25 protein-coding genes are annotated in these 19,551 nt (G+C 71.5%); 13 read left to right on the top strand and 12 right to left on the bottom strand.

Going from position 1 to position 19,551, the window contains the following annotated elements; translation table 11 throughout:
* Positions 1-165, bottom strand: coding sequence for a hypothetical protein (locus EDF55_RS18915; RefSeq protein WP_185017454.1), 165 nt, complete (start codon positions 163-165; stop codon positions 1-3).
* Between the two features lie 181 nt (positions 166-346).
* Here EDF55_RS18915 and EDF55_RS15645 point away from each other — a divergent pair, with 181 nt between their 5' ends.
* The 6 genes from EDF55_RS15645 (at position 347) to EDF55_RS15670 (ending at position 3,994) form a co-directional block, all read left to right on the top strand.
* On the top strand, positions 347-811 hold the full coding sequence (locus tag EDF55_RS15645; protein ID WP_123655867.1) for a hypothetical protein: 465 nt from the start codon (positions 347-349) through the stop codon (positions 809-811).
* Positions 812-820: 9 nt separating this feature from the next.
* Entirely contained in the window at positions 821-1,162 is a 342-nt protein-coding gene (locus EDF55_RS15650) for a YciI family protein (RefSeq protein WP_123655868.1), read from the top strand.
* A 232-nt stretch (positions 1,163-1,394) separates the two neighbouring features.
* Entirely contained in the window at positions 1,395-2,156 is a 762-nt protein-coding gene (locus EDF55_RS15655) for a LamB/YcsF family protein (RefSeq protein WP_123655869.1), read from the top strand.
* Complete coding sequence (locus EDF55_RS15660; protein WP_123655870.1) at positions 2,153-2,779, top strand: allophanate hydrolase subunit 1; 627 nt, start codon at positions 2,153-2,155, stop codon at positions 2,777-2,779. The genes EDF55_RS15655 and EDF55_RS15660 overlap by 4 nt, the downstream gene beginning before the upstream one ends.
* Positions 2,776-3,660: a biotin-dependent carboxyltransferase family protein gene (locus EDF55_RS15665; RefSeq protein WP_123655871.1), complete on the top strand. Its 885-nt coding sequence runs from the start codon at positions 2,776-2,778 to the stop codon at positions 3,658-3,660. The genes EDF55_RS15660 and EDF55_RS15665 overlap by 4 nt, the downstream gene beginning before the upstream one ends.
* A gap of 28 nt (positions 3,661-3,688) precedes the next feature.
* Positions 3,689-3,994 carry a putative quinol monooxygenase gene (locus tag EDF55_RS15670; protein ID WP_123655872.1) on the top strand — a complete coding sequence of 102 codons (306 nt, stop codon included), beginning with the start codon at positions 3,689-3,691 and terminating at the stop codon, positions 3,992-3,994.
* 21 nt (positions 3,995-4,015) lie between these two features.
* Here the strand turns inward: EDF55_RS15670 and EDF55_RS19125 are convergent, their stop codons facing one another.
* Both EDF55_RS19125 and EDF55_RS15675 read right to left on the bottom strand, forming a co-directional pair.
* Positions 4,016-4,147 carry a hypothetical protein gene (locus EDF55_RS19125; protein WP_260233370.1) on the bottom strand — a complete coding sequence of 44 codons (132 nt, stop codon included), beginning with the start codon at positions 4,145-4,147 and terminating at the stop codon, positions 4,016-4,018.
* Between the two features lie 40 nt (positions 4,148-4,187).
* The gene (locus tag EDF55_RS15675; protein WP_123655873.1) at positions 4,188-4,655 is read right to left on the bottom strand and encodes a DinB family protein; all 468 of its coding nucleotides are present in this window, start codon (positions 4,653-4,655) and stop codon (positions 4,188-4,190) included.
* 122 nt (positions 4,656-4,777) lie between these two features.
* Here EDF55_RS15675 and EDF55_RS15680 point away from each other — a divergent pair, with 122 nt between their 5' ends.
* The 4 genes from EDF55_RS15680 to EDF55_RS15695 are packed head-to-tail and all read left to right on the top strand — an operon-like array spanning position 4,778 to position 8,042.
* On the top strand, positions 4,778-5,716 hold the full coding sequence (locus tag EDF55_RS15680; protein WP_221180766.1) for a dihydrodipicolinate synthase family protein: 939 nt from the start codon (positions 4,778-4,780) through the stop codon (positions 5,714-5,716).
* Between the two features lie 9 nt (positions 5,717-5,725).
* Positions 5,726-6,448, top strand: coding sequence for a fumarylacetoacetate hydrolase family protein (locus EDF55_RS15685; RefSeq protein WP_123655874.1), 723 nt, complete (start codon positions 5,726-5,728; stop codon positions 6,446-6,448).
* The gene (locus EDF55_RS19010; protein ID WP_123655875.1) at positions 6,445-7,365 is read left to right on the top strand and encodes an ROK family protein; all 921 of its coding nucleotides are present in this window, start codon (positions 6,445-6,447) and stop codon (positions 7,363-7,365) included. Before EDF55_RS15685 ends, EDF55_RS19010 begins: the two co-directional genes overlap by 4 nt.
* Positions 7,362-8,042 carry an N-acetylmannosamine-6-phosphate 2-epimerase gene (locus EDF55_RS15695; RefSeq protein WP_221180767.1) on the top strand — a complete coding sequence of 227 codons (681 nt, stop codon included), beginning with the start codon at positions 7,362-7,364 and terminating at the stop codon, positions 8,040-8,042. The genes EDF55_RS19010 and EDF55_RS15695 overlap by 4 nt, the downstream gene beginning before the upstream one ends.
* 60 nt (positions 8,043-8,102) lie before the next feature.
* Here EDF55_RS15695 and EDF55_RS15700 read toward each other — a convergent pair whose 3' ends face one another.
* Positions 8,103-9,611: an MFS transporter gene (locus EDF55_RS15700; RefSeq protein WP_123655877.1), complete on the bottom strand. Its 1,509-nt coding sequence runs from the start codon at positions 9,609-9,611 to the stop codon at positions 8,103-8,105.
* Between the two features lie 121 nt (positions 9,612-9,732).
* Here EDF55_RS15700 and EDF55_RS15705 point away from each other — a divergent pair, with 121 nt between their 5' ends.
* The gene (locus EDF55_RS15705) at positions 9,733-10,434 is read left to right on the top strand and encodes a FadR/GntR family transcriptional regulator (protein ID WP_123655878.1); all 702 of its coding nucleotides are present in this window, start codon (positions 9,733-9,735) and stop codon (positions 10,432-10,434) included.
* A 16-nt stretch (positions 10,435-10,450) separates the two neighbouring features.
* Here the strand turns inward: EDF55_RS15705 and EDF55_RS15710 are convergent, their stop codons facing one another.
* The 3 genes from EDF55_RS15710 to EDF55_RS15720 are packed head-to-tail and all read right to left on the bottom strand — an operon-like array spanning position 10,451 to position 13,270.
* Positions 10,451-11,485, bottom strand: coding sequence for a DUF2891 family protein (locus tag EDF55_RS15710; protein WP_123655879.1), 1,035 nt, complete (start codon positions 11,483-11,485; stop codon positions 10,451-10,453).
* Entirely contained in the window at positions 11,472-12,569 is a 1,098-nt protein-coding gene (locus tag EDF55_RS15715; protein ID WP_123655880.1) for a DUF979 domain-containing protein, read from the bottom strand. The genes EDF55_RS15710 and EDF55_RS15715 overlap by 14 nt, the downstream gene beginning before the upstream one ends.
* The gene (locus EDF55_RS15720) at positions 12,566-13,270 is read right to left on the bottom strand and encodes a DUF969 domain-containing protein (RefSeq protein WP_123655881.1); all 705 of its coding nucleotides are present in this window, start codon (positions 13,268-13,270) and stop codon (positions 12,566-12,568) included. The genes EDF55_RS15715 and EDF55_RS15720 overlap by 4 nt, the downstream gene beginning before the upstream one ends.
* Positions 13,271-13,389: 119 nt before the next feature.
* Here EDF55_RS15720 and EDF55_RS15725 point away from each other — a divergent pair, with 119 nt between their 5' ends.
* On the top strand, positions 13,390-14,040 hold the full coding sequence (locus EDF55_RS15725; RefSeq protein WP_123655882.1) for a GntR family transcriptional regulator: 651 nt from the start codon (positions 13,390-13,392) through the stop codon (positions 14,038-14,040).
* Between the two features lie 13 nt (positions 14,041-14,053).
* On the opposite strand, the gene EDF55_RS15730 is transcribed toward EDF55_RS15725, so the two are convergent.
* Genes EDF55_RS15730 through EDF55_RS15740 form a run of 3 tightly spaced genes read right to left on the bottom strand, consistent with a single transcriptional unit; the run spans position 14,054 to position 16,980 of the window.
* Positions 14,054-14,725, bottom strand: coding sequence for a response regulator transcription factor (locus tag EDF55_RS15730; protein WP_123655883.1), 672 nt, complete (start codon positions 14,723-14,725; stop codon positions 14,054-14,056).
* On the bottom strand, positions 14,722-16,020 hold the full coding sequence (locus EDF55_RS15735) for a sensor histidine kinase (protein ID WP_123655884.1): 1,299 nt from the start codon (positions 16,018-16,020) through the stop codon (positions 14,722-14,724). Before EDF55_RS15735 ends, EDF55_RS15730 begins: the two co-directional genes overlap by 4 nt.
* A 9-nt stretch (positions 16,021-16,029) precedes the next feature.
* Complete coding sequence (locus EDF55_RS15740) at positions 16,030-16,980, bottom strand: type II CAAX endopeptidase family protein (protein ID WP_123655885.1); 951 nt, start codon at positions 16,978-16,980, stop codon at positions 16,030-16,032.
* A 407-nt stretch (positions 16,981-17,387) separates the two neighbouring features.
* Here EDF55_RS15740 and EDF55_RS15745 point away from each other — a divergent pair, with 407 nt between their 5' ends.
* Positions 17,388-17,645: a hypothetical protein gene (locus EDF55_RS15745; protein WP_123655886.1), complete on the top strand. Its 258-nt coding sequence runs from the start codon at positions 17,388-17,390 to the stop codon at positions 17,643-17,645.
* 122 nt (positions 17,646-17,767) lie between these two features.
* On the opposite strand, the gene EDF55_RS15750 is transcribed toward EDF55_RS15745, so the two are convergent.
* Positions 17,768-18,763, bottom strand: a complete 996-nt coding sequence (locus EDF55_RS15750; protein ID WP_123655887.1) for a carboxypeptidase-like regulatory domain-containing protein — start codon at positions 18,761-18,763, stop codon at positions 17,768-17,770.
* A gap of 97 nt (positions 18,764-18,860) precedes the next feature.
* Positions 18,861-19,436, bottom strand: coding sequence for a TetR family transcriptional regulator (locus EDF55_RS15755; protein ID WP_123655888.1), 576 nt, complete (start codon positions 19,434-19,436; stop codon positions 18,861-18,863).
* Between the last annotated feature and the right edge of the window lie 115 nt (positions 19,437-19,551).

Genomic DNA, 19,551 nt, shown 5'->3' on the forward strand with positions numbered 1-19,551 from the left:
TCAGCGGCGGCCGCGGCCCTTCCCGAGCAGCATGACGCCGAACAGGACGATGACCGCGACGACCACCACGATGACGACGAACATCCCGGTCCCGTCGGTGGACATCGTGTCCTCGCAGTCCGTGTTCGCGGTCGCACACGACGCGAGGACCAGTGAGCTGATCATGGCTCAGTGAAGCACACGCGTCGGGTGCGTGGGACCGCGGTCGCGGAGGCGGGGCCGCGGTCGCGGAGGTGGGCCGCGGACGCGGAGGTGGGCCGCGGACGTGAAACGACACCGCGCCTGTCGTTCGACAACAGCGATGTCGAACTGCTTCCGCGAAACGGCAACGCGTACGCTCCGGACCATGCAGCACGCCGCGGTCGAGGTGCTCCGCGCCTCCCGGTGGGAGCGGATCGCGAACCTCGTGATGGGCGCGGTGCTCGCACTGATGGGATTGAGTTCGCCGCTGCTCTTCCTGGTGCCGGGATCGAGCGCTCGCGTCTTCTGCGTGGCCCTCGGCGCACTGTTCGCCGTCGCGGGGATCACCCTCACCGTCCGCGCCCTCCGCGTGGCGGTCGTCCTGGACACCGACGAACTCCGGTACACCGGCTTCTTCGCCTCGGCGACGATCCCGAGGGACGCGATCACCACCGTGCTCGACGACTGCACGGTCGAGTGGCGGAGCGCCGACGGCCGCGAACGACGGACTGCGCTCTGGGTCTTCCGCCCGGCCTACGTCGACGACGGGACGAAGTTCGCGCCGTACTGGCGCTGGCGCCGCGCGGGACTGCTGCGCGTCCGCCAGTGGGCTGGTGCCCGAGCGGTGTAGACGAGGCGCATGACGAAGTACCTGATCTCCTTCCCGAGTGGTGCCATGGTCTTCCCCGCGGACGAGCTGCAGGCGGTCGCCGATGCCTCGCACGCCGTCGTGCGGGACGCGAAGGCCGCCGGCGTCTGGGTGTTCGGCGGCGGCATCGACGAGGACGTCCCACCCGTGATGGTGGATGCGGACGGCGGCGTGACCCCCGGCACGTACCCGCAGACGGCCCGGATCGAGGGCGGGTACACCGTGCTCGAGCTGCCCACCCGCGAGGACGCCGTGGCGTGGGCAGCGAAGATCGCCGCAGCGTGCCGGTGCGCGCAGGAGGTCCGGGCGTTCCAGGACGACCCCGAGAGCTGACCGCCGTTGCCCCGCGTACCGTGCACGCCGTGTCCGAGCCGATCCTGCGCACCGCGGTGACCCGTTGCCTTCGCCGCGATGGTCAGCGGACTCCTGCGGAGGACTTCCTGAACGGCAGGATCGGCCGCTAGATTGTTGAACAACCCGGCGACGGGTCGCGGAGCGCCCGGCGACGGGTCGCGGAGCGCCCGGCGACGGGTCGCGGAACAACCCGGCGACGACAGGAGTCCTCGTGACGACGATCGACCTCAACAGCGACCTCGGCGAGGGCTACGGCGCCTGGACCATGGGCGACGACACCGCGATGCTCGACGTCGTCTCCAGCGCGAACATCGCCTGCGGCTTCCACGCCGGCGATCCGACGATCATGCTCGCGACGAGCCGCGCCGCGGCCGAGCGGGGTGTCGCCGTCGGAGCACACGTCGCCTACCGTGACCTCGCCGGCTTCGGTCGCCGCCCGGTGTCCGTCACCCCCGACGAGCTGCACGCCGACGTCGTCCACCAGCTCGGCGCGATGCTCGCGACCGCGCACGTCGCCGGTACGCGCGTCACGTACGTCAAGCCGCACGGTGCGCTCTACAACACCGCGTGCGCCGACCCCGTCCAGGCCGAAGCCGTCACGCGGGCCGTCGCCGACGTCGACCCGACCCTGGCGGTGCTCGCACTGCCGGGTTCCGAACTCCTGCTCGCCGCCGAGCGCCACGGGCTCCGCGCCGTCAGCGAGGCCTTCGCCGACCGCGCCTACGAACCCGACGGGTCCCTCGTCGCCCGCAGCCGTCCGGGATCCGTCCTGCACGACCCCGATCAGGTCGCCGCCCGGGTGCTGCGCATGGTCACCGATGGCGTCGCGACCGCCGTCGACGGCTCCGAGGTCCAGGTCCGGGCCGACTCGGTCTGCGTGCACGGCGACTCCCCGTCCGCAGTCGCGATGGCGCAGGCGATCTGCACGCTGCTGACCGCGCAGGGCATCACGATCGCGCCGTTCTCGTCATGACCCCCGACGTCCGGACGGCCGGCGGCACCGCGCTCCTCGCCACGTTCGACTCGCTCGAGTCGGTCGTGGCGTTCCGCGCCGGCCTGCCCACCGACGGGCTGCCCGGCGTGGCCGATGTCGTCTCCGGCGCCCGGACCCTGCTGTTCCGCTTCGATCCGTCCCGCACGGACGCCGGTCACCTCCGCGCAGCGCTCGCCACGGTCGCGCCGCTTCCCGCCGCCGACGTCCAGGCCGCCGCCGACCCGATCGTCATCCCCGTCACCTACGACGGCGACGACCTCGACGACGTCGTGTCCGTCACCGGCATGTCCCGTCAGGAGCTCGTCGCCTGGCACACGGGCCAGGTCTGGACGAGCGCGTTCTGCGGCTTCGCCCCCGGCTTCAGCTACCTGACCGGCACCGAGCCGTCGCTCGACCTCCCTCGCCGCGCCACCTCGCGCACGGCCGTCCCGAGCGGCGCCGTCGCACTGGCCGGCGAGTTCAGCGCCGTCTACCCGCGGACCTCCCCCGGCGGCTGGCAACTGATCGGCCGCACCGACGTCCCGATGTGGTCGCTCGACCAGACCCCGCCCGCGCTGGCTCCGGCCGGCACCCGGATCCGGTTCGTCGAGGCCGGCGCATGAGCGCCCTCACCGTCGTGCAGGTCGGCTTCGGCGCCACGACGCAGGACCTCGGGCGGCCCGGGTACAGCGACATGGGCCTGGGCGCGGCCGGCCCAGCCGACCGGGCATCCGCCGCGCTCGCCAACCGCATGGTCGGCAACCGTCCGGAAGCAGCCGTCCTGGAGGCCGTGCTCGGCTCCGTCGCACTCCGTTCCGACGCGCACGTGGTCGCCGCGGTCACCGGGGCCGAGTGCCCGGTCGAGGTCGAGCACGCGGACGGTCGGGTCCGCGGTTGCGCCGCGTACGAGGTCATCGCACTGGAGCCCGGTGACACCCTCAACATCGGCATCCCACCGACGGGGCTCCGCGCCTACCTGGCCGTCCGCGATGGGTTCGATGTCGACCCGGTGCTCGGCAGCCGCTCGTGGGACTCCCTCGCACAGCTCGGCCCGGCTCCCCTCACGGCCGGCGACGTGCTCCCGGTCGGCACCGCAGCCGACGCGTGGCCGATCGTCGACGCGGTCCCGCCACCGCTCGAGCCGTGGCCGTGGGAGCCCGTCGTCCTCGACGTCACGCCGGGTCCCCGCGACGACTGGTTCACCCCGGAGTGGCGCGAGACCCTCACCGGCCAGGACCACCACGTGAGCGCCGACAGCGACCGCGTCGGCGTGCGCACCGCGGCTGCGACGCCGCTCGTCCGAGCCGTCACGCACGAGCTCCCGAGCGAGGGCGTCGAGACCGGCTCCCTGCAGGTCCCGCCGGACGGCTACCCCGTGCTGTTCCTCGCCGACCACCCGGTGACCGGCGGCTACCCCGTCGTCGCGGTCCTCACCCCCGAGTCCGTCGACCGCGCCGCCCAGCTCCGCCCGGGCGACGTGTTCCGTTTCCGCATCACCCACTGAGACATCACCCACTGAGAAAGGTGCTCCCATGACGACGACCGTGTTCCTCGAGGTCCGGCTCCGCGACGACCTCTCCGCAGAGACCATCGAGTCGGCCATCCGCGAGACGCTCGCGCAGACCGCTGCCTTCCCGGGCAACGAGTCACTCGAGGTCCTGATCGACGATGCCGACCTGAACCGGCTCGTGGTCCTCGAGGTCTGGACCTCGACCGACGCGCACGACGCCTACGTCGCGTGGCGGGCGACGCCCGAAGGCCGCGCCGAGGCACTTGCGGCGATCCTCGCCGAGCCACCCGTGACGCGCACCTTCGAGCGGAAGATCACGCTCCCCTGACGAAGCGGGGTCGTCCGCAGCTCAGAGCGCGAGCGCCCAGTCGAGTTGTGGCGTCTCGAAGACGGTCTGGAGCGATTCCCGCTCGTCCGCGCCGATCCCGAGGTCGCGTGCTTCCGCGTCCCACCGGGTGACTGCTCGTGCAGTGCGGCGCACGACTTCGCGTGCTGGTGCTGATCCGAGCCGGAACGCTCCGCTACCTCGGTGCCGGGGTCACTCGGGCGAGGTAGAGGTCGCGGAGGAGCGCGGCTTCTGCGGCGTGGTGGATCAGCTCGTCGACGACGTGCAGGACCAGGGACCGCTTCGAGCTGTCGCCGTACGGCCCGGCAACCGCACCGATCGGCTCGTCAGCCGCGTCACCGAGTCCGCGAGCGAGTTCGACGAACCGGTCGGTCGCCAGCTCCACGGCGGCCAGTGCGGCCGCTGCCGAGGTCGCCGGCGTCAGCATCGGGGCGCCCGCCACGTCAGCACCGAGCCACGCCCAGTTCCGCTCCTCGCCGAGCATCTCCGCGATGTGGTCGAGCCGCCAGCGGATCGTGACCTCGGCGTTCCCCGGGATCGGCTCCCACGCCCACTCGTCGTCGTCCAGGGTGGCCATCCGGTCCGCGAGCCGCTGTGACGCGTACTCCACGAGTTCGACGATGTCGTCCTGTGCGCTGACCATGGTCCATCTTGGCCCCGCAGCGCCGCGCGCAGCGTGTTGACCGCGTTGAAGTCAGCCGGTTAGGGTGGACGTAGGACGTCCAACGTCTCGACCCCCAGCCCCTCGGAAGGACAAAGACTCCCGTGACAACCACCCCCGCACTGCCTCCGCTCGCCGGCGTGATCCCGCCCGTCTGCACGCCGCTCACCGCCGACGGTGACGTCGACGTCGCATCGCTCGAACGGCTGGTCGGGCACCTCCTGACCGCCGGGGTCCACGGGCTCTTCCCGCTCGGCTCCACCGGCGAGGTCGCGTTCCTCACCGACGAGCAGCGCCGGCAGGTGGTCGACACCGTCAGCCGAGTCGCCGCGGGACAGGTCCCCGTCGTCGCAGGCGTCATCGACATGACGACACCGCGCGTGCTGCCGCACATCCGGCAGGCCGAATCCGCAGGGGCGGACGCCGTCGTCGTCACGGCGCCGTTCTACACCCGCACGCATCCGGTGGAGATCGCTGCGCACTTCCGGATCATCGCCGCGAGCACCGCGCTGCCGGTCATCGCCTACGACATCCCGGTGTCGGTGCACTCGAAGCTGAGCCCGTCACTGGTCCTGGAACTGGCCGAGGAAGGCGTGCTCGCCGGCATCAAGGACAGCAGTGGCGACGACGCCGGCATCCGCGGTCTGGTCCTCGGCGCGAAGACGTTCACGGATCGCTTCAGCGTCCTCACCGGGTCCGAACTCACGGTCGATGCGGCACTCGCATTCGGCGCGCAGGGTGTGGTGCCCGGATTGGGCAACGTCGACCCCGACGGCTACGTGCGCCTCTGGGATGCCGCACAGGCCGGGGACACCGCGACCGCGGCACGCGAGCAGGAGCGCCTCTTCACGCTCTTCGACCTCGTGAACGCGGGAGACACCGCACGGATGGGACCGGCTTCGTCGGCGCTCGGCGCGTTCAAGGCCGCACTGCACCTCCGCGGGATCATCGACTGCCCGCGAACGGCCGACCCGTACGTGCAGCTCGACGACAGCGAGGTCGACCACGTGCGCGCGCGGCTCGCCGCGGCCGGTCTCCTGTGACCTGAACCGATGCGACTCGCTCGGCTCAGCACACCCGACGGACCCCGGCACGCTCGCTGGGACGCCGACCGATGGCACGAGGTCCCGTCGTTCGCCGACCTCCGGCCCACGGGGCGGACCTTCCCGCCCGAGGCCACGCTGCTCGCCCCGGTGGAACCCCGGACCGTCGTCGGCGCTTCCCACCCGGAGGACGACCACGGCGCTCGCCGCGTGCAGGGATGGCTGAAGTCCTCGGCTGGGGTCACCGGCCCCGGCGGAACGATCGAGCGCGCGGCGTGGGCGACGACCGTGGTCGCGGAGGGTGAGCTCGCCGTCGTCATCGGTGCGGAGGCGCACGCGCTCACGAACGAGAACGCACTCGAGCACGTCCTCGGGTTCACCATCGCGAACGACGTGACGACCGTCGCGCCGACAGAGGACGCGGTGTTCTTCGCAGCGAAGGCCGGGACCGGGTACACCCCGCTCGGTCCCTGGATCGAGACCGACGTCGACGACCCCGACGCGCTCGCCATCCGGGTCAGCGTGGAAGGCACCCTCGTCCGGTCCTCGAGCACGGCGGACCTGCCACACACGATCTGCGAGATCCTCGTGGCGATCACCAGGACGATGACCCTGCAGCCCGGTGACGTCGTCCTGACCGGTTCGCCGAGCACCGACGCCGCCCTTCCCGCAGGGACGAGCGTCCAGGTGAGCATCGACCGGATCGGCACCCTCGAGAACGGCGTGGTATGACCCTGATCGGAATCGACATCGGCGGCACGAAGACCGCCGCCGGACTCGTCGCGGAGGACGGATCGGTCCTCGCACGGGCTGCTGCCCCCACGCCCGCGACGCAGGGAGGAGGCGCCGTCATCGGCGTGGTCCAGGCACTCGTCGAACACCTCCTCCCCCAGAGTCCGGACCCCGTCTGCGGCATCGGCGTGGGTTCCGCAGGCGTCGTCGATCCGCGTACCGGGGCCATCCGCGCTGCGACCTCCGCCATCCGGTCCTGGGCCGGGACGGAGCTGCGGACCGAGCTCAGCACCCGCTGCGGTCTCCCGGTGACCGTCCTCAACGACGTCCACGCCCATGCGATGGCGGAGGCACGGATCGGAGCCGGCGCCGATTCGCGGCGCGTGATGCTGCTGGCCCTCGGAACCGGGATCGGTGGCGCGATCGTCACAGACGGACGTCTGGACACCGGGCGGACCGGGGCGGCCGGCCACTTCGGTCACCTGCCGTCCGCTCAGGCCACGGGCCTGCCCTGCACCTGTGGAGGCACCGGACACCTCGAGGCCGTCGCCTCCGGACCCGCGGTCCTCGAGCAGTACCGTCGCGTGACGCGCGATCCGTCGGTCGTCGACACGAGAGCGGTCTTCGCCCGCGCGGCCGACGGCGACGACGTCGCGACGCGGGTGGTCGACCGTGCCGGCGCCGCCATCGGCGAGGCGATCGGCGGTCTCGTCAACTCCTTCGACCCCGACGTCGTCGTCGTCAGTGGCGGGCTCGCCTACGCGGACCCCACGTGGTTCGACCACATCGCACGAACGGCACGGACCACGATGATCCCGGTCGTGGCGGACTGCCCGATCACCTTGTCGACCCTCGCCGGGGACGCCCCGCTCATCGGCGCCGCTCTGCACCACCGCATCTCGGAGGAGACACCGTGACCCATCGACCACTGCAGGCCCTGGCCGGCGAGCTCGTCGTGTCCTGCCAGGCGTATCCCGGCGAGCCGATGCGGCACCCGGAGACCATGGCGCAACTGGCGGAGTCCGCCGTCGCCGGCGGCGCAGCCGGGATCCGTGCGCAGGGCGTCGCGGACGTCGCCCTGATCGCCGAGCGCGTCGACGTACCGTTGATCGGTCTCTGGAAAGTCGGCGCGAACGGGGTGTTCATCACCCCGACCCTGCGGCACGCCCTCGTGATCGCCGGAGCCGGAGCCGACATCGTCGCGATCGACGGCACTCGCCGTGCACGACCGGACGGGCGGACGCTCGCCGAGACCGTGCGGGAGTTCCGGTCGCGCTCGGGCGCGCTCCTCATGGCGGACGTCGGCAGCGTCGAGGACGGCCTCGCGGCCATCGACGCCGGCGTCGACTGCCTGAGCACGACGCTCTGCGGCTACACCGACGAGCGTCCGAAGACCGACGGTCCTGACCTCGAGGTTCTGGCTGCGCTCGCCGCACGATCGCCGCTGCCGGTGATCGCCGAGGGCCGCGTCCACACCCCGGCGCAGGCCGCAGCATGTCGCGCCGCCGGTGCGTACGCGGTGGTCGTCGGCACGGCCATCACGCACCCCGCCACGATCACGGGCTGGTTCGGGGAGGCCGTGCGCGGTCACTGATCGCTCCGCCGACGACGGATGCCCCGGGCCAGTCGGCCCGGGGCATCCGTCGTTCGTGCGTCAGCCGACGCGCTGGACCACCTTCGGGTCGCTGTCCACGATCGACAACCCGCCCTCGCGGGAGAAGTCACCCGCCCACGAAGCGTCCGGATGGATCCACCGCTGCACCCGAGCGGGCACGTTGAACGCCATGAGCAGGATCACCACGGCGGTCAGGGAGAACGAGATCACGGCGAGCGCTGTGCCGAGCGACGAGAACTGAACCGCCAGGCTCGCACCAAGGATCGGCGCGACCGCGCCACCGAGCGCACCGACGTTGTACGTGAAGCCGAGACCGGCGGCACGCTGCTCCGTCGGGAAGAACCCGCCGATCCACTTCGGGAGGAGCCCGGCGATGCCCTGTCCGAACACCTGCTGGACGAAGAGGAACAGCCCGAGGACCATCAGCGAGGTTCCGCCCACCGCGAAGAGCGGGAACACCAGGACCTCGGAGAGCAGCAAACTGCCGACGTACGCCCACCGGGTCCCGAGCCAGTCCCCGGTGAACCCCGCGACCCAGCACCCGACCGCGGCCCCGAAGCCGGCGAAGAACAGCGCATTGCTGACGTGTGCGGCGTCGTAGCCGAGATCAGTGCTGAGGTACGTCGGCAGCAACGACTGGATCGGCCACGAGTACAGGAACGCGGCGAACACCGTGACCGTCACCGCGAGGACCGCTGGCCAGCGGCGTTTCGAGAACTGCACGATGTAGGAGATGAAGACCGCGGCCAGCACTGCCGCTCCTGCCGCGACGGCGAACCCGTTCGGCATGAGCTGCCCGAAGATGAGTGACAACAGCACGATGGCCACCACGGCGCTGATGATGTTGAGCGCGCGGTGCCGGCCGGCGAAGAGCACGCCGAACACGTTCGGCGCCGGCACGTGGTCGTCGGACGTCGATGATGCCGCCGACTTCGCCGCCTTCCAGTCCTCGGACTCCGGAAGTGCGCGGCGGAGCCAGAGCGTGATGGCGATCGGGAGCAGTCCGATGACGAAGAGCGCGCGCCAGCCGAACTCCGGGACGACGAAGCGGTAGACCTGCGCCGCGATGATGGTGCCGATGGAGTAGCCGGAGATCAGGAAGCCGCTGGCCTTGTTCCGCAGGTGCGACGGCCAGGACTCGATCACGTAGGTGGAGCTCGATCCGTACTCCCCCGCCATGCCCATCCCGATGACGAGTCGGGCGGCGAAGAGCACCCAGTAGGAGGGGGCTGCGGCGCAAGCGACCGACCCCAGCGAGAACAGGATGATGCTGACGATCATCGCCGTCTTCCGACCGTAGCGGTCGCCGAGCGCACCGAGGGCCAGCCCGCCGAACCACCTGCTGATGAAGGCCGCGGAGATCAGTGACGCACTCTGCACGGTTCCGAGGTGGAACTCCTTGGCGATCTCGCTGAGGACGAGCGTGATGAGCACGAAATCGAAACCGTCCAGCAAGTAGCCGAGCCAGGACGCGGTGAACTGTTTCCACTGTTGCCGGGAGATGTCTCGGTACCAGGGACCGGACGGCGCTGTCCGCGCAGGAGACATGGTGTTCCTTCGATCGGGGCCAGTCTGACACCTCGTCAGACGTTGGACGTTGGACGTTGGCTCAGACGGTAACATCGTCAGGAATCCCCCGCAAGGGCTGTGAGGGAGGAAGGCGGACACCATGGCCTCTCGAGTCGTGCAGCAACCGGTCGCGCAGCAGATCGTCGAACTGGTCCGGGAACTCGGCCTCCGCCCGGGCGACGGCATGCCGACGGAACTCGAGCTCATCGAGCGGCTCGGCGTCTCCCGGAACACCGTCCGCGAGGCGATCCGGGAACTCCGCGCGTGGGGCATCGTCGACATCCGCCACGGACACGGGACCTTCGTGGCATCACCCTCGCTGCAAGCGCTCGCCCCGTCGCTCGTCTTCCGCACGCTCGTCGCAGGGCCAGACGGGCTCCTCGCGCTCCGGAACCTGGCTCGCGTGCGCGAGATGCTGGAGACCAGCGCGGTCGTCGAACTCGTCGGCGTGCTCTCGGACGACGACCGAGCGCACCTCACCGACCTCGCCGAGGAGATCGGCGACCCGAAGCTCTCCGCGGATGCCGACCGACGATTCCACCGCGCCCTCTACAGTCACCTCGACAACCCGCTGATCGGACAGCTCGTCGACGTGTTCTGGGATGCGTACCACGAAGCGCACGACCAGCTCGCGGATGTCTCCCCGTACGGACACGACTCGGTGGAGGCACACCGCGCGATCATCCGTGCGGTCGTCGACGGCGATGCCGGTATCGCGCAAGAGGCGATGCGGGCACACTTCCAGGGCATCTACGCCCGCCTGGACGCCTCGACTTCCAAGCTCACGACAGCGTCCGCCTGAGCAGCACGGAGACTCGTCAGCGGGCAGCGCCCTCGCGTGCCTCCATCGCGTCCCAGGCGAAGCTCGCGAGCCAGTGCGTGGAGTAGTACTCCTCGCCGACGCTCGCTTCGAGACCGGACGCCAGCAGACGGTCGGCTGCGTCGTCGAGCAGCCCGACGAGCTCAGCACTGTCCGTGCCATCGAGTGCGTCGACGATCCGCCGCGCGGAACCGGCGCGGGACAGATCGAGGCCGAAGAGGTGCACCTGCTGCGGGTCGTTCTCGTCGACGACCACGGTGGGGCTCAGGATCGCGTCGCCGGAACGCACCTCGGAGAAGAAGCCGCGGGCCCACGACGCGAACTCCGCCGCTGGCAGGACCGCGCGCATCAGGTCGGCTTCGGCGAAGCCGGCGGAGAGGAAGTCGTGTCCGCTGCGCTCCCACGCGAAGGGCCAGCCGGCGTCGTCGCCGAACCAGTCGCGGGCGGTGCGCTCGATCGTCGCGGCGAGGTCGTCCCGTCCGAGGGACCGAGCCCCGTCGAGCACGAGCAGCAGCCCGAACGCGGAGTTCGAGTGCACCCCGTGCCGGACGGGGTGGGCGGCGCCGGAGACCCATCGGGTGACGAGGTCCTCGAGCACGTCGATGACCGGGGCGAACGCGGGCGCAAGTGCCCGGATCGCGGGGACGTCGGACGTGGAGACCTCGGCCGCGAGCCGCATCAGCCAGGCCCACCCGTAGGGACGCTCGTAGTGCGGGGTCTGTCGGAGGTAGGTCGCCTCGATCGCGAGGTGATCCGCGCTCAGGTGGGCCTGCAGGACGGGGACGAGCCGGGCCTCCAGGCTGGGCGTGAGCCCGAACGCGACCAACCGCGTGGCGAGCCAGTGCATGTGGACCGACGAGTGCCAGTCGTACGAGGTGGCGAACGCCGGGTGGAGCTCGACGGGCAGCGCACGGTCGTCCGGACCGGACGTGGTGTGGTGCGCGGCGTACGGGTACTCGCGGGTGACGTTGTCCGCGGCGACCGCTGCGAAGCGGTCGGCCCAGGCGGCGCGTGCGAGATCAGAATGCGACAAGGTACATGACTCCCATGTTGACGACGAGCAGGATGGCGGCGGTCGGGATCTGCGCCTTGATCGGGCCGTACTTGTCGCGCATCTCGAGGAGCGCGGCCGGCACGAGGTTGAAGTTCGCGGCCATCGGCGTGACGAGGGTGCCGCAGAAGCCGGCGAGCATCCCGATCGCGAAGATCGCAGCGGGGTTGCCGTCGAAGCCCTGGACCAGGACCGGCCAGCCGATCGCGGCGGTCATGATCGGGAAGGCGGCGAACGCGTTGCCCATGATGATCGTGAACAGCGCCATGCCGAGGCAGTAGACGACGACCGCGGCGAGGAGCGAGCCGCCGGGCAGGATCGACTTGATGATCGTCCCGACGGCGTCCCCGACCCCGGCCTGGGTGAAGACGATGCCGAGCGTCGAGAGCATCTGCGGCAGGAGCGCTGCCCAGCCGATGGCCTGCAGGAGCCGGCCGCCTTCACGGATCGGCGTGGCGACCTTCGGCGGACGGAGGATGAACACGGCGACCACCACGGCGAGGACCGAGCCGATGCCGAGGCCGGTCAGTGTCGCACTGCCCTCGGCCAGGAGCGGCTGACCGCCGATCGAGACGAGCGGACCGAGCGTCGCGACGAGCACGGCCACCACCGGGACGACGAGCGCTGGGATGAAGAGGCGGTTGCCGAAGCGGGTGGCGAACGCGGCGCGCTCGTCGGGGGTGGTGGTCGCGAGGACGCTGGTGCTGGCGCCACCGGTGCTCGGTCGCGCGGTCACACCGGTCGGCTCCGCCGGCCCGGTCTCCGCACCGGTGCCGGCGCCCGGGATGCTTGCCACCCGGGTGCGGCTCGGTGCACCGCCCCGCGCCGTCGTCCCGGTGAACCCGAGTCCGGCGAGCGCCACCATCACCAGCACCGCGACGCCGAGCGCCCACGCCGGAGCGGTCTTCGCGGCGACGAACGTGCCGTAGAAGAAGGAGAGGCCGAGGATGCCCCAGAACGCCGCGTTGCCGAGGCGCTTCGCGTGCGTGGTGTCGGTGACGATGAGGACCGCGACGGCGATGAAGAACGCGCCGATGAGCCAGTAGAGCCATTCGCTGGTGATCATGCCGGGGCTCCTGCCGTGGCGGGCTCGCGGACGTCCGCGGCCATCTTGTCGAGCTTCCGGTCGAACAGCAGCAGCCGTGTCCCGTGGACGAGCAGCGCGGCGATGCCCGTCGGGATCGCCCAGAGCGCGAGGTCGATCGGTTCGAGCGCCAGGTCGTACGTGGTGTCGACGAACGTCGTGATCAGGAGGATCGAGCCGACCGCGACGAAGACGTCCTCACCGAAGAACACCCCGACGGTGTCCGACGACGCCGAGTACCCCTTGATCTTCTCCCGCATCCGGTCGTCGAGCCGCCCGTACTTCTTGATCGCGGCACCTTCGGCCATCGGGTACACGAGCGGACGGACGGTCTGCGCCGGCCCACCGATGCTCGTGAGCCCGACCGCCGCGGTGATCTGCCGCACGGCCAGGTACGCCGCCAGGATGCGACCCGTGGTGAGCCGGTCGAGCTTCGCGATGAGCCGCTTCGCCTGGTCCTGCAGGCCGTAGCGCTCGATCAGGCCGATGACCGGCAGCACCAGGGCGAAGGTGGTGACGGACCGGCTGGACGCGAATCCGTTGCCGAACGCGTCGAGGATGCCGACGGGGCCGATCCCGCCGATGGCCGCTGTCACGATGCCCGCGACGGTGACGACGAGGAGCGCGTTGACGCGCAGTGCGAAGCCGACGATGACGACGGCGACGCCGATGAGGACGAACATGCGGGACAGTCTGGACCGCATTGTTCAACAATCACAAGACCCACTCCGGATCTGTAACACGGCGGTCACACGGGGTGCCCTGTGGAGGAGTCGGTCCGCGCCCGTGTCAGGATCGGGGCATGACCCGAACCGTCGGCGGCGCCGAGTCCACCGCGACGCGCCTACGCACGATGATCGCCGACGGCGACTTCACGCCGGGCGCGCAGCTGTCCGAGGAGCGGCTGAGCGACCAGCTCGGGGTGTCCCGGAACACGCTGCGCGAGGCGTTCCGGCTGCTCGCGCGGGACCGGCTCGTCGAGCACGTGTTCAACCGCGGCGTGTTCGTCCGGCGGCTGAGCGCATCCGACGTGGCCGACCTCTACGCCGCGCGCCGGGTGCTCGAGGAGGCCGCGGTCCGGGCGTGCACGCCGTCCTCGCCTGCACTCGAGGCCGCAGCTGCCGCCGTCGCGTCCGCGCGGGACGCAGCCGCAGCCGGCGACTGGCGCGCCGTCGGCACGGCGGACATCCGCTTCCACTCCGAGCTCGTCCGCGCGGTGCCGAGCGAGCGGATCTGGGGGCTGATGGACGGGATGCTCGCGGAGATGCGGCTGGCGTTCCTGACGACCGAGGACCCGGCAGCGTTCCACGCGCAGTTCGTCGACCGGAACGAGGCCATCGTCGCCGCACTGCGGGCCGGTGACACCGCGGCCGCGTCCGCCCTGCTCGCCGCCTACCTGGACGACGCGGAAGGGACCCTGCGGGCGGCCGCGGCGGAGGTCCGCCAGGACTGACCGGCCGTCCGGGTCACGGCTGGTCGGGCACCGCCACGATGTGGTTCTGGTAGGCCCACACCACGGCCTGCAGCCGCGAGCGCACCCCGAGTTTCGGGAGCATCCGCGCCAGGTGCGACTTCACGGTCGAGACCTCGAGCACGAGCTCGGCGGCGATGTCCTCGTTCGACATCCCCTGCGCGAGCAGCAGGAGCACCTCACGCTCCCGGGCCGTCAGGACGCCGTCCGCCCGGTCTCCCGCGACCGGCCGGAGGCTCCGGCGGGACACGAACTCGCGGAGCACCCGCCGCGTGAGGGCCTGGTCGAGCGTGCCGTTGCCAGCGGCCACCTGCCGCACCGCGTCGACGATGGTGTCCGGCTCGGCGTCCTTGAGCAGGAACCCGGACGCACCGGCCTCGAGCGCGCCGAACACGTAGTCGTCCAGGTCGAACGTCGTCAGCATCAGCACCGGGACCGCCGGGTCCGCGTCCGGCCCGCACAGGATCCGGGCGAGCTCGATCCCGTTCCACACGGGCATCCGGATGTCCAGGCAGGCGACGTCGGGTCGGGTGGAGCGCGCGAGTGCGAGCGCCTCGCCGCCGTCGGCGGCGACGCCGACCACCTCGATGTCGGGCTCCGCGTCGAGGAGCGCGGTGACCCCGGCGCGGACGAGTGGCTGGTCGTCCGCGACCAGGACGCGGATCACGCGACCACCTCGGCACCGTCGGACGCCCCGTCGGGTGCGGGAGGAGCCTCCCGTCCGAGCGTCAACGTCACCAGCCAGCCGCCGGTGGCGGTGGGACCGGTCTGGAGGCTCGCCCCGACCAGGTCCGCCCGCTCGCGCATCCCCCGCAGTCCGTTGCCGCCCGATGGTGAACTCCCGATCGCCGGGACGACGGCCCGTGCGTTCTCCACCCGGATCACCACACGGGACGGGTCACGGTCGTCGACGACCACGGTGCACGGGGCGGACGGGGCGTGCATGGCGGCGTTGGCGAGTGCCTCCTGGACCGTCCGGTACGCGGCGAGCTGCGCGAGCGGACCGACGCCGTCAGCCAGCGGACGGGCTCCCGGGAGCACGTCGATCCGCACGTCGCTGCGGTACCGGGCACGCTCGACCAGGTCGAGGATGCCGGCGACCGTTTCCACCGCCTGCTCGGCCGGGGTGTCGTCACGGAGCAGCCCGACCAGGCGACGGAGGTCGTCGAGGACGGCGGTGCTCTGCTCGCGGACCTGACGCACCCCCTCGTGCGCCCGTTCCGGCTCGGTGTCGATCTGCCGGTCGATGACGGCCGACATCAGTGCGATGCCGGACAGGTGGTGTGCGGCGATGTCGTGGAGCTCGCGCGCCATCGCCGCACGTTCGCGGGACACGGCGGCGTCGACCAGCGCGTCCCGCTCGCGCCCCACGGCGCTCGCCTCGGCGTTGCGGGCGGCACGGACCTCACGACGTGAGCGGACGAGCAGGGCGACCAGGAGCGGGAACCCGACGGCACCGACGGCCTGCAGGGCACCCTGCCCGGCGGACGCGGCGAGTCCCTGTGCCAGGGGGCCGGGCCCCTCGGCCACGGACACGACGACGGACTGCCCGACGACGACCAGGGCCGCCGCGCCGATCAGTGTCGGCCAGAGCCGGGCGAGGGGCACGCGGAGGGCCACGAGGACGACGGCGACGACGACCGGCAGGGCGGTCAGGCCGAACAGGCCGGACGACCCGGGCGCGAGCGCGGCGACCACGACCGGCAGCGCCGCGATCGTCAGGAGCGACGTGCGCGGGGCCCGACGGGCGGCGAGCAGGACGGCCGACTGGGCGAGCAGCCCCGCGGCGAGGACGGACCACGCGGTGCCGAACGGCGCCGGGACACTCGCGCCGAGGCCCGCGCCGTCGGGGTCGGCGGCGTCGAGCGGGGGCAGGCCGAGGAGCAGGCCGATCGCGAGGACGGCCGTGCCGACGGCGACGAGGACGTCGAGGCGTCGCTCGCGCGGCTCAGCGGGTGCCATCGTTCGATCCTACGAGGCGGGCAGGCCGGCGCGGGCGGCGCGGTCGCTCCGTCGGACCACGGCGACGTCGTGGCCGAGACGACCACGGGTCACCACGATCAGCACGGCGGCAGCGACCGTGGACAGGATCGCGAGCCCGGTCATCATGGTGCCCGCGGTCATCCCCGGGTACATGTCCGCCCAGAACGTCGTGATCGTGTTGTTCACGCCGACGTGCAGCAGCAGCGCCACCGGCAGGCTCTGGCCGGTCTTGTTGAACACCCAGGTCATGACGACGTTGAAGGTGATCGTGAAGGCCGCGAAGACGAGCGGCTCGCTCCAGTGCGCATCCGGCCAGCCGCCCCAGTCACTGAGGTACAGCGGCATGTGCCACAGCGCCCAGACCGGACCGAGGACCGCGGCGGAACCGAGCGCGCCGAACCGGTCCTGCAGGCGAGGCAGCGCGAAGTCGCGCCAGCCGGGCTCCTCGGACAGTCCGGTCGTGAACAGCTGCACGACCAGCCCGGGCACGACGGCCGCGAAGGCCAGGGCCGATGGCGCACGAACGTCCCCGTCGGCGAACGGCAGCCCGGAGAGGACGATCAGCGCGGGCACCACGACGAGTGCCAGGGCGTACCAGTACCAGGCGACGCGCCAGCGCCAGAGCCGGCCGACCCAGCGGCGGAGCCCCGGACGGCCGTCGGCGATCGCCGTCACCAGGAACGCGCTGCCGAGCGGGCCGAGGAGTGCTCCGGGCAGGATCCCGGAGAACTGGGCGGTGCCGAGCAGCTCCGGGAAGTGGATGTCCCACACCCCGAGCCCGTGCGGGGACAGGATGTAGGGGATCCAGGCGAGCCAGCTCAGCCCCAGCGCGAGGGTGAAGAACGACGTGAGCGGGCGGCGGGCGACGAGGCCGCGTGCGCCTCCCGCCGGTCGGGGTGCGGTGCCGACAGTGGGCCGGACTTCGGTGGTGTTCGTCATGCCGTCGACGCTAGGGAGCGCCGAACGGCGGGACGACCGACGGAAGGACGCACCTGCCGGGGTTGCATCGAAGGATGCAGGACGACTGTTCCAGGACTGCGTGTTGCACATTTCACACTTCAGCGGCAGGATCGGACCATTACGGCGACGGACGCCGAATCGGGGAGGCAACGATGAAGTCACCGACCAGGAACGAGAAGTGCACGACCGCAGTGGTGGCCGTGCTGACCGCAGGAATGTGCGCCTCACTGCTCGGCCCGACTCCGGCCACGGCGGCGTCACCCAGCGAGGCCGATCTTTTGGGGCGCATCGTTCAGCTGGGAGAAGATCCGGGCCCTGGGTGGCGCGGCAGCAGCGCTCGGCGCTGAGCTCATCGGCGTCACCGCCGTCAGACAGAAGTGCTTCTCATGAACCGCTGGAAGTCTGCGATCGTCCTCCTCGGTGGCGCGGCTGCCACGACGGCCGCCTGTCTCTTCGCCGAGCCCGCCCTTGCCGGAATGGTCTTCATGGCAACCGTCTTCTGCGCTGCCTTCACGAAACCGATCATCGGCAACACGCAGGTGCCGGTCAACGCGGGAATCAGCGTTGACGAGGTTCGGCGCTATCGCTTGCAGCATTCCGGGTCCACCATCAGCGAAGCTGCGGCTGCCGTCGCGCGCCGATGACGCTCGTGCGGCGGTGATCGCCGCGGCGGCCGCGGTCCTCCTCGTCAGGGCACCGTCGAGCGTGGGAGCGCCTCGCGAGCCGCTGGCCGCAGCAGCGGCAGCGGCAGCGGCAGCGGGGTGAACTAGCCGTTCGCCACGGGCACCGCCGCGCCCCATCCGGACCAGGACCCGTACGCGACCCGCACCGGGAGCGCCGACGCCCGGTCAACCACGTACGCGGTCCTGCCGTCGACCGACCGCGAGAGCCACAGGTGGAGCGCGGCACTCGTCGGCGTCGCCACCGTGACGAGCTCGATCACGTACTGCCCCGTCGGCACGATGAACTGGGCCGACTGCTCGGAGTCGAGCAGCGTCGAGAACCGTGACGACGCGGTGACGCCCGTCGCCGTGTCGACGACGTTCACGGTCGCGCCGCTCAAGCGCGGGTCCGGCGCACGATCGGCGGAGTTCGCGAAGACCTCGAGGTCGTAGGTGCGGTGCACGTAGTGCGTCGACAGGGTCACACGCGACGCCGTCGACGCACCCTGCTGCTGCACGAGGGTCTTCCAGTGCGCCGGCTCCGCGTCCCGCGAGTCGTACGCCGAGATCGTGTACTGGCCGGAGCCGAGCCCGACGAACTCGTAGCGTCCAGCCGCGTCTGACGTCGTCTGGAAGTTCTGCCACGTGTCGGTCTGGTTCGCGGCCGTCACCGTCTTCCCCGCGAGCGCTCCCGCCGGGCCCACGATCGAGCCGCTCGCCGTGGCGCCGACGCTCAGCGCGAGCGTGGTGCTGGTCGTCCCACCGGCGACGACGGCGACACCGGTCCGACGAGCGGGAGCCAGCGTCGCGGCTCCCTGCCCCGGGATCACCCTCGTGGTGACCGTCACGGTCTGCGGACTCGGGATCCCTCCGAGCACGACCCGTCCGTTGGCATCGGTGAGCCCGTCGGCGTCGATGCCCTCGATCCCGAGAGCCGCGACCTCCACGCCGGCCACGTTGCGCGGAGTTCCGTCGGCCGTCGTGAGCTGCACGGCGACAGAGCCGACGGTGGCCGGCGCGGCGACCGCAGCCGTCGGCGCCAGCAGCCCGAGCGCGAGCACACCGGCCACCAGGCCGCCCGCAGTGGCGAGTCGCTTCATCACAGGTCCCCGATCCGGGAGGGCCCGGTGCCCCGCCACGTGCATCGAACAGTGCACCGTCAGCGGTCAGTGCGCACGCCCTCCGCGCGGGCCGGACTCAGCCGCGGAGGAGCGACCCGACCGCGTCCACCACGATCTGCCGACGCCGCGCGGGCACGACTGCCGTGACCAGGGTGTCGAACTCGGGGGTCGTCGCGTCCCAGAACCCGGCGACGTGGACCACCAGTCCGAGCAGCACGGCCGGGCGGTAGGACCGCGGGAGCACGCCTGCGCGCTGCGCGTGCTCGACGGCGGCGACGGCTTCGGCGTTGCTGCTGACGATCGCCTCGAGCGGCGCATCGGCGGCACGTTCGAGCCGGTACCAGGTCGCGAGCCGCGGCACCCACGGTCGACGGGCGTACGAGTCGAAGAGCCGCCCGGCGTACGCGGGGAGGTCGTCGGTGTCGATCGGCACCTCGGTGAGCGTCTCGGTGACCGTCTGTGTGATGAGCGCGTCGAACAGTCCCTCCTTGCTGCCGAAGTAGTGGAAGATCTGCGCCTTGTTGCTCGACGACGCCGCGGCGATGCGTTCGATCCGGGCACCGGTGAGCCCGACCGCTGCGAACTCGTCACGCGCGGCGAGCAGGAGCTTCGCACGCATGGCGTCGGCAGCGGGGGGCGTGAAGCTGGCCATGGGGACAACGGTATCGACCCGCCGGTCACGGTGGGCGCTCTGGTCGCGACCAGGACCGGACGGGAGGCCCGGTGTCAGCCGGCACCGGGCCTCCCGTCCGCCCCGTCCGCGGTTC

The organism is Curtobacterium sp. ZW137, from assembly GCF_003762905.1.
Taxonomy (GTDB): Bacteria; Actinomycetota; Actinomycetes; order Actinomycetales; family Microbacteriaceae; genus Curtobacterium.